The following is a 15,314-nucleotide window of genomic DNA, read 5'->3' as shown; positions in this document are numbered from 1 at the left end:
CCTAGTTAGTAGCACCGCAAAACAGAGCAGTGCATCAAGAAAAGGAGGATGCTCATGAGTCAGGAAAAAATGGGATGGCCACGCGAGGTCGAAACCACCATCGAAACGGTCTACGCCGTCACTGGCGATCGGCTCCCGCCCTTCGTTCAGGAAGCCACCTGGTATACGAGCCTGGACGAGGCCCGAGCCGCAGCACGCAAAACCGCCGGGGTTGTGTGGACGAGCAGCCTGGTCACCACCGTTTCTATCAGCGAATGGGAGATTCACGAGACCACCCCCGATGCGGGAGAATCTGAGGAAAGTTGAGAAGGACACCCTTCCACAATGATCTTCAACCGGAATTCTTCCTTCTCGGTGAACGAGCGGCGCCCACGCGCGAAACCTAGTAAAAAAGAACCTTTCGCGCCTTCTCGACGTGACCCGTTAATAAGCCCCATCCACGCACCGATAGCATTTTTGCTAATCCCTAAACGCGCCAGTTCACGGTCTTCCCGAGCATGAGTCGTCCGGGTGTGAAAACCCCACTGTGCGGAAAGCTCAAGCATCCGCCGCATTCCATGCCAGGCGACACCCTGGTCAACACCGCGTGCCACCAGCTCGCCGACCAAGAACTGCGCGCCCGCACTCCACCCCGCAGCATCCTCAAGCAAAACCCGAGAATCCCCATGCTCGTAATCTGCCCTCCGCGCCCCAAGCCCACCAGCCTGTTCCTCGAAACCAGTGCCCCCATAGTCCACCGGCTCGGCCGGCATATCGGCTTCCAAGAATTGCCGTACCGCCCGGCTGATCGCATACGCCCACCGAAAACGCGCACCCACCACCGCACGCGTACGCGTACGCATAACCTCCCACACCCGCGAGATGAGATCCCCTACCACTTCATCAAAACCAAGCCACGGGTACTGCCTAACAAGAACCGCCAGACGAGAGCGCGCCCGCACCCCAATCGCCACCGAAAGGCGCTCCACAACAGCCTCATCACCCCAACCACACCCATCCAAATACTTCAAAACCATGGCCAAGCCTTCGTTTGTGAGAGGATCAGCCACCTTAATATGCGGCGGCGTGATAGTCACCTGGTCAGTGCCAGCAGTGCCAGCAGTGCCAGCAGTGCCAGCAGTGCCAGCAGTGCCAGCAGTGCCAGCAGTGCCAGCAGTGCCAGCCATTCCAGCCATGCCAGTACCGCTAGCGGTAGTGGTGAGTGTTGTCGAAATAATCCGCAGACCGCGCTCTAACTCACCGGCCGCCGAGACCGGCCTGGTGGCATCGTCTAAATACGCGCGAGGAGCAAGAACACTAAAAGCAGTGCCGGTGGTGGATTCTTGCGCCGAAATAAGACCCGCATCAACAAGCTCGGTAAGCACTGTGTTAAAGGTTTTTTCGCTCAGGCCCGCGCGTGCCTGTAAATCCGTAGGCGTCAGGATACATACCCCGGCCGGATCAGCAAACAACGCGACGACGCCGAGGAGCGCGAGGGAGTTTGCGCTGATGCGTCCGCCTTGCTCAAGTGCCCACACGCCAAGCCGCTCACCCATCAGCGCCACCTCCTCACGGACATATCGGGGTAATAAAAAGGAAAGAAAAAGATAAGGAAAAGAAAGGGAAGAGAAATGGCCACCCCGCCGAGAGTGGATGGGGGAGGTGTGGTGTGCCCGCACCCACACCTAGAGTGCGGGCACACCACTATCACTTACCTACTGATGTAGGTGGATTTTTTGGTTAGTTGTTACGACGACGCAGCGCAGCCACGCCAACGCCGATAAACCCAAGCGCTAGGACACCGCCGCCGAGGACGCTTGCTCCGGTGCGGGTTAGCCGCCGCTTCGCCTTGTCGTTATCCCCATCGCCTGGAATCTCCACCGACACGGTCTGCTCGGAGTCCTTGAGATCGTGGTGAACCGAAACGGTCTTGCCGTCTTGGGGCACGGTCTCGAACACGACGACTTTCTTGCCGGCGAGCTTGCTCGCATCGAAAGTGATATCGATGCTCGCGCAGTCATTCGCGGCCGCCGGAATAAACTTGCGTGTAACTGTTACGGGCTTGCCCGAAGCGTCGAGCAAGGCGTCGCCGTTATCTAGCATCAACGCGGTCGTGATTTCATACTCGGTACCCGGCACGAGAGTGCCGGCGACATCGCACACCCGGTCGGTGATTACGGCGTTAGGCACCGGCGCGATGGTCTTGTCACCATCGCTCTTATCGGTTGCAGTCGTCTGGAGCTTCGAGAACACAACGGTCTGGTTCTCGTCGTTGATGTCCGTATGTACGGCGATTTCACGACCGTCTTGCGTGAGCTTCTCGAAAGCCACGGTCTGCTTACCCGCAAACAGCGAACCATCCACCACGAAAGTCACCGTGGCGGTACCGTTCGGAGTCTCCGGCACAAAAGTAGCCTGCGATGTCACCTTGTCGCCATTCGCGTCCACGAGCGCTTCGCCGGTCGCCTTATCCATCAACGTACCCTCGAGCTGGTATTCCTTACCAGGCGTCAGGTTCTGATAAGAGACCGTATCGACAAGCTCCACCTTGTCGGTATTCGGCGCCACGTGCGTGTTCTCATGCGTCAAAGTGGTGTGAATCGACGGCTCAGGGGTGATGGTGAACTGCTCACGCGTGTCCTCAACGCTCGTCGTGAGCGGTTGGACGCGATCATCACCAGCAAACGACGAAACGAAAACATAGGTGCCCGGCAGATTTTTACCGTTAGCGTCTTGCTTCACCAACCACGAGGTCTCACCGATAGACGGGTAGAACCCGTTCTTCGCCGGAATCGTGACTGTCTCGCCGATCTTTTCCGCCTGGCTCCGGTTTGCTTCTGTCACGGCGAGACCGTGCGGGAAGAACAACACCTCATGCTCAATCACCTGAGCATCGGCCTTGAAACCCATCCCGCCTTGGAAGTCAGGATGGTTCTTCGGAAGGCCCGTCACGAAAACATCATCCACGAGATACGTGCCGCTCTTGGTGTCGCGAATCGAGAGCGTCGAGTCGATCTGTGCGGGGTAACGCACCGACGTGGTCTCGTCCGGGAGGCCGAACTGGTCGGCCCATCCGGCCTTAATCCACTTCGCGGAATCCGCGGGCTGGTCTTCAGCCTTGACTTCCCAAACCCACGTCACGAACCCGGCCTTTACTGTGGGCTGCGAGAGCGTGGCCTTGATCTGGCCCGGCCCATTAGCTACGACGGTGACAGACTCAATCAGCTCCGCCGACGCCGGAACCGTGGCCACAGTGGCGGGCAGTTCGGTCGGGGAAACATAGTAAGCGGAAGCACGGTAGGTCACCGGCACGTACGTGCCCTCGTCAAATGATGTGCCAGGAGCAACGATGCGTGTCCATTCACCATCCCGGTAGGCCGGGTCGGCCTTGGCATCGAACGTGTCAGAGAGAACAGTGCCCTTGTCGATTACTTTCGCGGTGTCCACGTTCGAGATGCCCAGGGGACGGAAGTCGAAATTCTCCGATGTCGTTTCTGCTTCCAGGCCGTACGAATCCGCCCAGTTCTGGTGAACATACTGCGAGTTATTGCCTTGCTTGGCCTTATCAACCGACCAAACCCAGCTCACGTAGCCGCGCTTGGGTGTGGTGAGCTTCGCTTCGAGTTTCTGGCCCTCGCCCGTCGCGGTCACGTCCACGCTGCCGAGGACTTCGGCGTCTGCCGGGATGGTGGTGCTGGTTGCGGGCTTTTCACGGCCCGCCCAATACGCGGTCGCGGTATACATCACCGGCACGGGAGCGCCGTTGACTTGCGTCCACTGCCCATCACCATAAGACTTGTCCACGCTCGTGGTGAGAGTGTCGGTGATCGAACCGTCGAGGTTGATCTCCTGGCTGGTGGCTTGGCTGGTTCCGGTGGGTTGGAAATCAAAAATCACACGCCACGACGGTCCCGGAACCGTAACCGTCTCCGGGTCAGAAGCGAGATCACGATTACCAGTAGTGATCATGTCTTGAATCGACCCATCCGAACCGTACTTTGTCAGAGTCCGCCGACCGGAAGTTGCTGCTTGCATCGAATAGGACACATCACCGTTTCCCGTGGCAGTCCACTTCAGGGTGATCGGTTCCGCAGCCGAAGTCCCTGCCCAGGAGCTCGTGCCAGTAGCGTCAAAGACGGCAGGGCCGGAAAGTTGCAAAGAAACTGGAACGCCCGCGACTGGAACTCCGTTGCCATTCGTGACGACGATTCCGTGAATATTACCGGTGCGTTGGCCATCGCCTTCCACCTGGCCACCTTCGTAGCCGACGGCTGCACTGTTACGGGCCTCGGAAACGTACTGTAATGCGCGCGCCCAGACATCGGGCTGTTGGGTTTGCGTAGCTCCGGCGATTTCATGAGCCACCGCCGGAGTGTTCTCGAAGTTCGAATGCATCAGCAGACCCAGGGCAGCCAAATTCACGTTATCTGTCGTGTTGCCCTGGTATTTATTCAAAAGCCAGGCTGCCTGCGGCGTCGTCAAAGCCAGTTCTGGCACATGCTGTGCGGAATCCGTCAGGGTCGCAATCGAAGTCAAATCGTTCGGGCCCGGGTCGGCTTTCTTGCCATCAATGCACCATTGAGGGGATGCATCAATAGCTGTCCCGCCAATCTGCGGAGTCTGATTAATGTGCGGGCCAAGCCGCAACGCACCCGACGCATTAATACCGACGAGATCGATACCGCGCCCGACCGTTGAGTCATAAGCCGCCATGGCGCTACCGCCAAGCAAACTTGAAATTATCAGAGTAAATGCCGCAAGGAGCGCGGCGAGAGTCCGGCCACCTGGCCGGGCGTGTGTGGTCGCTGCCATAATAGGAAACGAGTCCTTTCATTGAGTCGAATGTTGGAGCATTACGAAAAATTGAGGGGATTCCGGCTCGGTGCTTGCGCCAACAAGCACCGAGCCACCTTTACTTTTACGGACAGGGGACAAACCACGAGTTGCCGTTGGTATCACCCTCGCTGCAAACAGGGGGGCCGTCCATCGTCCAGCCGCTGTCTACCCATCCGCCGCCGTTGTCTGCGGGAGCCGGATCAGGTGCAGGAGCGGCCGGCTCGGGTGCGGGTGCCTCATACGAACTATCTGACCACGACGAGCCGCTTTCCGTTGCGGAATATCCCGAATCCGAATACCCGCCCGCATCTTCCGAACCACCGCCGGACGATACCGCCGGCGCGGGAACCGCCGCCGGAGTTTGTGCGGCCGCCACCTTGTTGTTCAAAGCATCAACACGGGCTTGGAGAGCTGCTGTCTTTTCCTTGAGGACGGACAACCGCGCGCTCCCCTCGGAAGCCGCGAAGCTCTTGCAATCCGCAGCTAACCCATCAGCCTCGCCGGCAAGACTTTCGACACCGCGGGCGGTGGTCGTGGCAGCCTCGCAGGACGCCGCGAAACTCGCCGCATCGCCACTCAAGTACGCCGACGTGGCAGCCTCGAACTGTTCGTTGAGCTTGCCGGTCGCATCCTTGATCTGGGCCGCCTGCGCCTCAAAATCCTTCGCCGTAGCCCGCAAAGCCTCGGCCTGGGAACGCGCTGAATCAGCGTCCAGATCCTTAGCGTCTGCCGCCTTGAAAGGCTCAGCAAGCCCGGCGCGTGCAGCTTCCACAGCCTGTGCCAAAGCCTGGCAGTCCGCGGGCGCGCCACCATCAGCCACGCATTGCTCGGTCGTGAACCCGATACCGTCAACGGCTGTCTGCAGCGCGGCGCGGGCTTGCTCGTTGAGCGTCACGGCCTCCGAATAGGCCGCCCGGGCCTCGTCGGTGCCACCTGAGCGCCCTGCCAGGTAAACACCAGTACCGGCCACGATCGCCGCAGCGATAGCCACGCTCGGCCACAGCCACACACGCCTACCACGCGCCCGGCCCTGCTCGGTAGTGACCTCGTCGCCGGCAACAGCAACAGCGCCGTCGGGTGTGGTTGTTTGCTCGCTCATGGCTTGCCCTCCTTTTCGCTAAAAACTTTCAAAAACTTGCGGGTTGTTTTTCTTCAGCCTAACCCGGCGCTAGGTCTCGCCAGAACCCCTACACCGCACCACACCGGCCTCACCCGGCGGCCCGGTCGAGGCCGGCTGCGGGGCCGGCGGGTGCGGGCGGGAAACCCTTGCCCGCAGCCCCTCAGGCATCGCGCAAACCTCACCCGGATCAGGCCTGGTATCCACCACCACGGCAGTGCGCGGACGTGGTGGCCTGGGCGGGCTGGCCAGCGCGATATCGCGGATGCGATGTGCGATGACACCACCAGGATTGCGCGTAGCACCAAGCGCGTTACCCGCGAGCTGGGCACGTATCTCCGCGCGCTGCCAGCCCGAATCAAGCGCAACTTGGAGATCCCGGGCAACCGCGACGAAGCGCGCGGGTGCCAGGAAACGCACCAGGTCACGTGGCACGCATTCACCAATCAGGCTAGCTGCCCATGCCTGCCGCGAGCCTTGCGTCTGCGCAGTGCTTGATGTCGGCCAGCTGCCAGGCGGCGCGCTAGCCTGCCCGGCATCCGGCCGCCCCGAACCCCCCGGCGCTGGCTCACGCCGGGCTTGATCTTCGACGGCTGGGACAGGCTCACGGCGAACCGGAGTTACCGCGGCCGGCGCGGGGTGCTCAACCTGGGAATCCACCACACCAACCATGCCAGAAGCTTCCGATAAAAATTCGGGCTGCGTTGGTTGGTTGGTTAATTCCGAACGTAGTGAGGAATTGTTGGATATATCTTTAGATATATGCGCCTGGGCTGACCGTGCTCCGGTCCACCGTGCTCCGGTAATCCCCGCACGGTGAGACCCTGTGGATAACTCGCTATCTGTTTCAACTACCGCGGAATCTCGCGGTTCCCACCGTGCCGAGGTTTTCCAGGCACGGTGAAAATCCGCCCCGCCTTTGTCGCCTGGGTCACTCCCGGAATTTGTAACTGTCCGACAGTTCGAAGCGGGCGTTTCACAGTTATCCACAGGCTCGGCGGTGGATATTCCGGGGGTATCCACAAGATCGACACCCGCTGTGGCGACCGGAATAGCCTCGCCCGCGCCTTCCATGAGGACGGAAGACACTGCCGGCATGGGCGCCATGGAAGGCGCCGGTGCCTCATCGAGGCGCATCTCATCTTCCATGCCGAACTCACCAGCCGGGGCACTGCGCGTGAACTCGCTGGGGTGGCTCGGACACGCCACTACCTGGCGGGCCGTGATCGCCCCGCTTTCCATCCGCCCCTGGATTTCACAAAGCGCCTCACCCACGCTTACTGGGGTGTCGAACATGACGACCAGTTCACGGATCTGCCCGCTAGCGCGGGTGCGGAAACGGAACCGATAATGCTCCGCTTCCAGGAGTGCCAAAGCTTTCCTGGCGCGGTGTTCGCCCATATCCCGGCCCATGAGATCGCGATAACCCACCGGAGCATTCGGCGGTAACGAGAGCGACACGGTCGCCAACGCCAATGCGTCATACGTGAGCGCGCGGTTGAAGATCATGGAGTTCGGTAGCGCCGTAGCACCCCGCCGCACCGCAAAATACTCACCCATGACACACCCCCACATTGCTATCACCAGTGGCTGGCCTATTAGTCACGCCGGGCGTGTGTGTGGCGGCCAGGCTTGCCCGCAACTCACTAACATCCACGCCCGGAACCGATAGGCATTCGGTGACAAACGGGCGAATCTTGAGTGGTAGGCACCGAAACGCAGTCAAAGGCGAGACCGGGTGCTCGAACACTTGCGTGAGCAACCCGTGGCCCTCAGGCAAGCGGCGCTCCCACCGGTAAAACAGCCCGTAGCGTTCAAGCTCGCTTATCGCGCGGGTAACGCGGTCGCGCCCAAACCCACGCCCGGTCAGGGCGCTCACTGTCCGCTCAGCGTTTTTGGGCATGGCCAGCATCGCCACCCACACGCCAAGTGCCTCATACGAAAGATCAGGGTCAAGAACGACATCGCGTTCAAGAAGCACGGGATAAGACCGGACAGAGAAAAACAAACCCGTATCGCTCATACTGCCACCTCCCTGCGGCGCACGAAGCGCGGGCCGCCGTAATAGGGCCGAGGTCGGCTGCCACAAACAAGGGTGTTCGTGGCAGCCCACCCCTTGCCCGCCCGCCGCAGTGGAAAACGCGGCGAGCCACACCACCAATGACGGTGGCGCCTCCCTTTCTTCACCAAAACACGAGAGCGAATCGCACACGGAGTGAGTGTGCAGCGCACACCAACTAACCGGGAGGGAAAAACCGAAACCCTTTCCCTCCCAGCATGGGCGAACCCGCCCGTGTTTCCCTCAGAGATCCCGAAAGGGGAGACTATGGAAACCGTTTGCATGCTTATTGACGCTATTGGCAGTCTTATGTCCGGCTGCGTGGCAGCCCTCACCTTATTGAGGTATGGTTCCAACCCCACACCCACCACACCGGCACCTCCCACGTTGAGCGTGCCAGGCGTATCCAGTCCCGGCGTGGTCATCAACACCGAGAACATCATTATTAATGGCCCGGTATTCATCACCAATAACCCGAACGCGGACGAGACACAGCCCATCCGGGATGCTGCCCCGGACGACGAAGACCACGCTCCTAAAACATCGAGGTAGTCGGGCATAGCGGCAAGACTAGGGTCGGCTGGCTCTCCAGGACTCCGAAGAGCCAGCCGGCCCGCCCGCCGCAGTGGAAAACACGGCGAGCTACACCACCGTTGCCAGTGATGCCTCCCTTTCTTCACCAAAACACGAGAAGAACCCACACACAAAATGTGTGTGTTAGCCGCACTAGTTAAGTAGAGGGAAACAAAAACGCAGACCGTTTCCCTCCGAGTGCGAGCAATCCCGCCCGTGCTCCTACCAACAATCCCGAAAGGGGAGATTATGGAAGCTATTTTCCTGTTTGTTAGCGCGGTTAGTAACGCCATGTCCGCCTGGACCGCAACCCTCACCTTGTGGGGATACGGACCAAAACCCACACCCGCCACACCGAGCACATCGCAGACGCCACGCATGCCGGACATGCCAAGCACGCCAGGCGTAGCCAGTCCCGGCGTGGTTATCAACGCCGAGCACATCATTATTAATGGCCCGGTATTCATCACCAACAGTAGGAATGTGGCAGAACCGCGATCCGTCCGGGACACCGCACATAGTGACGGCGACACCCAAGAAACGGCCGCGTAGCCAACCCGGCTGAGGAATATAGGGTCGGCTGGCTCTCTAGGAGTAGAAAGGGCCAGCCGACCCGCGCGCCAATGGGAAGCGCGCCCACCCACCAACTCACGCATAATAGAAATAACCACAAGCCTATCAACGGAGATGGAAGGGAAGAACATATGCGAACTGCTCGCCGCAAAGACGGAGAAGAATACCTCACGGTCCAAGAATTCAAAGAAAGAGGCCTGGCAGACACCGACATGATCTGCGGTGGGCGCGATCTTCGCGGAAATCTTTGCTCTAGCGGGGTTATTGCCATCAATACCGAGGATGCCGATATTGGCGGGTGGGGTAACACTCCGCACTGGCGCGGAAAGCGACACATCGACTATTGCAATAAATCCTCGAAAAGCCCCACCTATAAAAAGCCAGAAGACGAGAACGAGGAAAGGGTCGTCAAACGATATAAAAACGCTCAGGACATCAATATCGCAATTGACCTTAGACGCGAGGCCGATACGGATGGCGGTGCTACCGGCAAAGATGGTAGCGATGATATTACGGCTGTGGACTCTCAAGGCAAGAAGCGCGGACGCCAAACAGCTAGGGATGGTAAAGGGCGAAAACGACAAGTAGGGTGCCTGAAAAATCTCTTGACCCTGGCCGTCGAGGGAATCCTTGACCAGCACCAGGACGCACAGGTTAACGTGTTGCTTGACGAGGGCCTTATCAAAGGAACCGTCGCCGAGTGTGTGCATAACTGCGCCACCCAAGCTCCCGAACCAGGGAAACTCGGTATTTACTACGGAGTCGTCACAAACGTGCGTGAAGCCGACTACGGGAAGGCGTTCTTGAATTTCCGTAACGGATTCACGATATTCCTCAGTGCAGAGATCTACACGTCCATAGAAGCGGTCAAAAGCTATAAGAACCGCGCAGTTGCTGTCATCGGAACACCCCGAGAAAAGAAGGGCGGCTCTGGAACGCTTATCCGGGTTGACGACATTGAGTACCTGCGCGCCAGCAAAAAGAGATTCGGGCGCAGCCGGCGCTTGTAGTGTTCTTACCATGGGATGATCTCCAGCCACTCACTGAGATCCCCCGCAGAGATCTGCGAGGACGCGGGCGGGAAAACCGATGCTTGGGTAAGCGTGCCCGGTGAAGTGAAAGCCGCGACCTTCAGGCACTCCCCTCCCAGCCACGTACCAATACAGGTGTCTGTATAGTTCGCGGCAATAAGCCCCACAAGCGGGTCAATCTGAGAGTGGGAAACATACACGTCCTCGCCCTCACTAGCGTTGGGGCCGAAAGCCGGGGTCGTGCGGTAAGCCAGGCCACACACCAGCCACGGCAAACACCAACCCCACAGTTCCTCGGGAAGCGTGTCCAGGTCATAGCCCAAGCGAATCTCTCCACCCTCCACGCGCACCTTGAAATGCTCAATCACCCGGCAGGCTTTATCGAAGTGTTCTTCGGGTATCCCGTCCACGTCGAAAGCGACATACACCCACGGGTGACAAACCCGCGCACCCAGTTCTGGTGAGTACACACCCTCATTGGGAATATGCAAATTCCAGCACTGGATAACAACCGACTGCCCCAGCTCGTCCATCGTGTCCATAGGGTGCCTACCCGAAAATTTCTAACTGGCCAGGAACCTCCGCACAGACCTCACTCGTCGCCGTCGGCGAAGCATTCTCCGCAACCGGCGCAAGAATACGATCAACCTCTGACCTGGGGATGCGCCACTGCCCAGACGGGAGTCTCACGGCACGGATGTCGTTCTCGGAGCACCAGCGGGTAACGGTGGTTCTGCTGACGCCCATCAAGGAGGCTACCTCCCTAGTCGTTAGAATCTGTTTCGACATGCCATTCCCTTAGTTATGTGTAACTATCCGAGTTACACGATACGTAACTTGCCGAGTCGTGTCAATAGTGTCGAGTTGCGCGCGGTGTAACCAGGTGTTACGTTTAGTGCATGTCGATTGCTATGGAGAAATTGAACCTCACGAGTGATGAGGCTGTTGGTGTTAATGTTGTCCTTTGGCTTCGCCGCCGAGGGAAGCAGCAGATGGATTTAGCGGAATGGCTAGGTTTGACAAAGGCAAGCGTTTCGCGGAAAACCTTGGGGAAAACTCCGTGGTCTGTTCAGGATCTGGTCGCGACCGCCGCATTCCTAAATGTTCCGATCTCGGCGTTACTCCCGGACTCTGTTGTGGAGCAGGAGCAAGAAAAAAGGTCCCGTGCCTCCGAAGAGAGGCAGGACCTTTCGTCAGTGGCGGGGAGAGGATTTGAACCTCTGACCTCCGGGTTATGAGCCCGGCGAGCTACCGAACTGCTCCACCCCGCGGCGACTGTTCTACTATACGGGCTTTGCGGTATGAATGCAAGTGTGATCGTTGTCTCTTAGGTGCGGATGGTGCATGTGCGTGAGAATCTATTCAAGGTAGCAGGTTCTGTGGTGCGAATTTCGCGAAATTGCGTGGTATAAGTAAACTAACGAAAGTCAAGATATGCACATCTTTATGGGGGCGCGGTGAAGCTGCAGCATCTGGAGGCCTTTGTGGTGGTCGCGAGGGTTGGATCGATCAAAGAAGCTGCGGTTGAGCTGCACTGCAGTCAGCCATCGGTGACCAAGCAAATTCGCGAATTGGAAAAGACCTTAGGCCAAGAACTTCTTGATCGATCTGGACGTGGGGTTCGACTTACTCCTGTCGGTGTCCTATTTGCCGGCAGGGCCCGGGAAATTCTTAGTCTCTCGCGGCGTACGGTCGAAGAGTTCAGTATGCTGCACGGCGATATTGGTGGACACGTGGTTGTGGGTACTGTTGAAAGCGCCGCTGTCATCGATGTTGCTCGGGCCATTAAACGTGTGCGGGATAAGCATCCTGGAGTTGGCGTGACACTGCGTCGGATACGTAGAGAGACCATTCTGGAAAGGCTTGCGAGTAACGCACTGTCTTTTGCTATTGCTCCGGATTCTTGGGATTTGGCGGGGTATGAGCGTCTGTCCTTGCCAACGCAAGATCGGTGGGGGATTTTAGTTCCTGCGGCTTCTTCTCTTGCCGCAAAGAAAAACGTTAGTGTGGACGATCTAGAAGGTCTTCCTCTGATTTGTCCGGATGATAGCGTGGGGCACCGCCAGTTGGAGCGGTGGCTAGATGATCACGGTGATCAATGCCAGGTTATTTATGACGTGGTTTACCATGCACCGCAATTGGTTGATGCTGGAGTTGGTTACGCGATCATCAACGATTGTTCGGCCGGGCGGTGTTCGCCTCTTGGACTGGTATTCGTTCCGCTGGCCCCGGAAAGGCGTTCTGCTACGAGTCTGGTCTGGGATCCGAGCCGTGCGCTCACGCGGGTGGAACTAGCATTTTTGGAGGAAGTGCGCGGAATTTGTGCTCAGATGCGGGAGTAAATAATAATGTGCACACGAAAATAGGCCACAATCCACTATTAATGGAAATATTATTAACACTGCATATTTAGTGACGCAGCAGCTGGAGTTAGAAATTCAATTTAAGACTATATTGCCCCGAGGGTGTGACCGGAATTTCAGTTATTTACTTCACATTGTCCTGGAAAATTTCTTAGCAAAACCTGCTAAATAGGCAGAAAGTCCCCTGCGGGGGGGGGGTGCTCCAGGGTGAAATCCCAGGTCAGAATCGTAATCGTGCGATTAATAAAATGTCATTAAAGCGCGAATTTGCAATTTATAGTTATGTTACGATTCTGAATGATTTAGCTGGTGTGGCGCGTTACTTATTGTGTTTTGGTGATGCTCAGGCGCATCTCTTTCACAAAATTCACCTAAGTGGCGATATGCGCACCCGCAAGCCATCCGATTATCTACCAATGGAGAAAAGATGTCTCACTACACGGGGGCGCCTAATTCGGCACCCGGCATTTTCACTCCGGCTGGCACGCGAACATGGAGGGGATCTCTTCGCAAGAAGCTGTGGGCTGGTCTCACTGCCGCAGCTCTTTGTTTGAGCCTCACACCGACGTTCAGTGCTCCTTCTGCACATGCTTATGAACTACAGCGGTCAGACGGTAAGCTCGGTGAAATTAAAGGCTCGGTTTACGGCCGAGTTTTCCTAGATCGGGTGGACAATATTGCGTCGTTCGATAAAGGGGATGAAGGACTGGCTGGCGTCAAGGTATACGCTCAGTGGGTTGACTTTAATAATAAGAAGCTGAAGGGTGCTGTATCGCCGGTTTATTGGACCGAAACCAAAGCTGACGGTAAGTACTCGATTAAGCTTCCTAATTGGACGGATGCTCTCGGTATCGAGCATGAGTGGAGAGCTCAGGCTGGTCAAGGTTTGCGCATCTGGGCTGACAATCCCGATAAAACGAAGTATGTGAACTCCTTTGTGGAGTCCGACGGGGTCTTCGTTAGCAATGGGATGACGCAGCGGTATGTGGGTACGTGGAATGCGTGGCCACAGTCTGCTGCGGAAAATATGAATATCTCTTATCAGGAGCGCCCTAAGATTGAAGAGATGTTCCCCGATGAAAGCACCTGGCGGGAAACTACAAACCAGGAAAATGGCGGCTACGTCAACGGAAGCGTTTTTTACGATCAAAGAAACTACTTTGGCGCACCAAAGGCCGTCCGTAATTTCCAAGACGGGTTTGGAGACGTAGCGGTTCCTGGAGTTAAAGTCGTTGGTACCTACGTCCAAGATGAAGTTGCGCGCCGTTTCGACACATGGAAGAGCGAGCACCGGGGTTATACCCGTGAGCAATTTAAGACAGCTCAACGTGACATTATGGCGAAATATCAGGAGGAAACGGGGAAGAGCCCGTGGGCTGAGACTGCCTACGGCATAACGGATGCTCAGGGTTCATATCACATCCAGTTCCGTGGACTTTGGGGTGATAGCTACACCTTTAAAGGCATCATGAATGCGGGTACACACGGCGATCCGGTTCCTGAGGGCGAAGGATCGTGGCTCAAGGGCAACCTGAGTTCGAAGCACGTTAACGTCGCCTATATGTATGTTGCTCCGGTGTTGCCGGAGGGCGTGGGTGGTGCGCTTGATAACTTCCCTGACAATATGTTTGGCCCTGGGGATAAAGTTCCGGACTATGCGACTCTTGGTGGGGTGAGTGATCTTCATAACCAAGATTTCGCCCTTCGCATGGAGGATCGCGATTTCCAGGTTTTGGAATATAACCAGACAGATAAGCCGGCAGCACCGGGCGCGACTGTACAGACAAAGGCTACCGGTTTCGTTCCGTCGAGTAGCCACGAAATTGTGTGGACGGATTCTGAAGGTAACGAGGTGCATAAGTGCATCTCCACATCTTCGAACCTGGGAGTTGTGGACTCTTGCCCGCTGACGGTTCCGGCTGATCTTGACCATGATGAGATCTACACGGCGACGATCTATCCCGAAGGCTCGCGTGATACCGCGCTAGCAAAGGACGCTTTCGCTGCCAAGCCGACTCCGGAGTACAAGCACACTTTGGTCGACCTCGACACGACCGAGACTGTTGCTTCGCCGCTCCACAAGGAAAACGGCACCAAGCCACGAGACGCGAAGTATGCACCGCTCGACGATAATGCGAAAATCCCAGCGGATCTGCTTGCTGACGTCGACCAAACTAAGGTGAAGGTTGGTCAGCAGCCGTGGGCGACGGTTAATGAGGATGGAACCATCTCGCTTGCGCCGAAGAAGGGCGAAGCCGAGCCGGGCGAATACCTCGTTCCGGTAAAGATGACGACACCGACAGGCGAGAAGATTCTCCTTGCTCCGATTACGGTGCGTGACCCGAACGCTGACGGCGACAATGACGGCACACCCGATCTGAAGGATCAGTGTCCTGCTGTTGCTGGGCCGGCTTCTAATAATGGTTGCCCGGCTTGGGGTGATGGTGATGGTAAGCCTGGCGCTGATGTGACGCTGGCGAAGGATCCTGCTAATGGTCCGATTCCGGATACTGCTTCGTGTGAAGCTTCCAATGGTGCTACTTGTTCCTTTGATGGGGACGGGAACGTTGTTGTGAAGGTTCCTGGGGATGCTAAGGATAAGGACGAGATTACTGTCACGATCAAGGATGGTGACAAGGTCTTCGATACGTCGAAGGTGACTGTTAATGATCCTGATAGTGATGGGGATACTGTCCCGGATTCGCTGGATCAGTGTCCTGCTGTTGCTGGGCCGGCTTCTAATAATGGTTGCCCGGCTTGGGGTGATGGTGATGGTAAGCCTG

Annotated in this window: 14 protein-coding genes and 1 tRNA gene; 7 read left to right on the top strand and 8 right to left on the bottom strand. The window is 57.4% G+C overall.

The window, feature by feature from the left end; all coding sequences use genetic code 11:
- Nucleotides 1-54 precede the first annotated feature (54 nt).
- The gene (locus ACRQFC_RS08055; protein WP_284905854.1) at nt 55-306 is read left to right on the top strand and encodes a hypothetical protein; all 252 of its coding nucleotides are present in this window, start codon (nt 55-57) and stop codon (nt 304-306) included.
- On the opposite strand, the gene ACRQFC_RS08050 is transcribed toward ACRQFC_RS08055, so the two are convergent.
- From ACRQFC_RS08050 to ACRQFC_RS08030, 5 genes are all read right to left on the bottom strand, one after another.
- Nucleotides 264-1,535, bottom strand: a complete 1,272-nt coding sequence (locus ACRQFC_RS08050) for a helix-turn-helix domain-containing protein (RefSeq protein ID WP_284905855.1) — start codon at nt 1,533-1,535, stop codon at nt 264-266. The two genes, ACRQFC_RS08055 and ACRQFC_RS08050, sit on opposite strands and share 43 nt — an antisense overlap.
- A 184-nt stretch (nt 1,536-1,719) precedes the next feature.
- Nucleotides 1,720-4,791: a VaFE repeat-containing surface-anchored protein gene (locus ACRQFC_RS08045; RefSeq protein WP_435734662.1), complete on the bottom strand. Its 3,072-nt coding sequence runs from the start codon at nt 4,789-4,791 to the stop codon at nt 1,720-1,722.
- A gap of 106 nt (nt 4,792-4,897) precedes the next feature.
- Complete coding sequence (locus ACRQFC_RS08040; RefSeq protein ID WP_284905859.1) at nt 4,898-5,914, bottom strand: hypothetical protein; 1,017 nt, start codon at nt 5,912-5,914, stop codon at nt 4,898-4,900.
- 69 nt (nt 5,915-5,983) lie between these two features.
- On the bottom strand, nt 5,984-7,492 hold the full coding sequence (locus tag ACRQFC_RS08035; RefSeq protein WP_284905860.1) for a hypothetical protein: 1,509 nt from the start codon (nt 7,490-7,492) through the stop codon (nt 5,984-5,986).
- Nucleotides 7,485-7,955, bottom strand: a complete 471-nt coding sequence (locus ACRQFC_RS08030; protein WP_284890620.1) for a hypothetical protein — start codon at nt 7,953-7,955, stop codon at nt 7,485-7,487. Before ACRQFC_RS08030 ends, ACRQFC_RS08035 begins: the two co-directional genes overlap by 8 nt.
- A 303-nt stretch (nt 7,956-8,258) precedes the next feature.
- Between ACRQFC_RS08030 and ACRQFC_RS08025 the strand changes: the two genes are divergently transcribed.
- The 3 genes from ACRQFC_RS08025 to ACRQFC_RS08015 all read left to right on the top strand — a co-directional run bounded on the left by ACRQFC_RS08025 (nt 8,259) and on the right by ACRQFC_RS08015 (nt 10,147).
- Nucleotides 8,259-8,543, top strand: coding sequence for a hypothetical protein (locus ACRQFC_RS08025; RefSeq protein WP_284890619.1), 285 nt, complete (start codon nt 8,259-8,261; stop codon nt 8,541-8,543).
- Between the two features lie 270 nt (nt 8,544-8,813).
- Nucleotides 8,814-9,116, top strand: coding sequence for a hypothetical protein (locus ACRQFC_RS08020; RefSeq protein ID WP_284890617.1), 303 nt, complete (start codon nt 8,814-8,816; stop codon nt 9,114-9,116).
- 152 nt (nt 9,117-9,268) lie between these two features.
- Complete coding sequence (locus tag ACRQFC_RS08015) at nt 9,269-10,147, top strand: hypothetical protein (protein ID WP_284890615.1); 879 nt, start codon at nt 9,269-9,271, stop codon at nt 10,145-10,147.
- A 5-nt stretch (nt 10,148-10,152) separates the two neighbouring features.
- Here ACRQFC_RS08015 and ACRQFC_RS08010 read toward each other — a convergent pair whose 3' ends face one another.
- Together ACRQFC_RS08010 and ACRQFC_RS08005 are read right to left on the bottom strand one after the other, a co-directional pair.
- Nucleotides 10,153-10,710, bottom strand: a complete 558-nt coding sequence (locus ACRQFC_RS08010; RefSeq protein WP_284890613.1) for a hypothetical protein — start codon at nt 10,708-10,710, stop codon at nt 10,153-10,155.
- Nucleotides 10,711-10,717: 7 nt separating this feature from the next.
- Nucleotides 10,718-10,957 (bottom strand): MerR family transcriptional regulator, encoded by a 240-nt coding sequence (locus ACRQFC_RS08005; RefSeq protein WP_297556136.1) that lies wholly within the window; start codon nt 10,955-10,957, stop codon nt 10,718-10,720.
- Between the two features lie 110 nt (nt 10,958-11,067).
- On the opposite strand from ACRQFC_RS08005, the gene ACRQFC_RS08000 reads away from it, so the two are divergent.
- Nucleotides 11,068-11,406 carry a helix-turn-helix domain-containing protein gene (locus tag ACRQFC_RS08000; RefSeq protein ID WP_369281070.1) on the top strand — a complete coding sequence of 113 codons (339 nt, stop codon included), beginning with the start codon at nt 11,068-11,070 and terminating at the stop codon, nt 11,404-11,406.
- On the opposite strand, the gene ACRQFC_RS07995 is transcribed toward ACRQFC_RS08000, so the two are convergent.
- Nucleotides 11,366-11,439, bottom strand: a tRNA-Met gene (locus tag ACRQFC_RS07995). The genes ACRQFC_RS08000 and ACRQFC_RS07995 overlap by 41 nt on opposite strands.
- A 186-nt stretch (nt 11,440-11,625) precedes the next feature.
- On the opposite strand from ACRQFC_RS07995, the gene ACRQFC_RS07990 reads away from it, so the two are divergent.
- Nucleotides 11,626-12,510 (top strand): LysR family transcriptional regulator, encoded by an 885-nt coding sequence (locus ACRQFC_RS07990; protein WP_284897438.1) that lies wholly within the window; start codon nt 11,626-11,628, stop codon nt 12,508-12,510.
- 688 nt (nt 12,511-13,198) lie between these two features.
- On the top strand, nt 13,199-15,314 hold a 2,116-nt coding region (locus ACRQFC_RS07985; protein ID WP_284897436.1), incomplete at its 3' end, for a thrombospondin type 3 repeat-containing protein.

The organism is Actinotignum inguinis (genome assembly GCF_051265835.1).
GTDB lineage: Bacteria > Actinomycetota > Actinomycetes > Actinomycetales > Actinomycetaceae > Actinotignum > Actinotignum timonense.
Note: the sequence above shows the minus strand (reverse complement) of the source record. Positions and strands in the feature narration are given on the sequence as shown.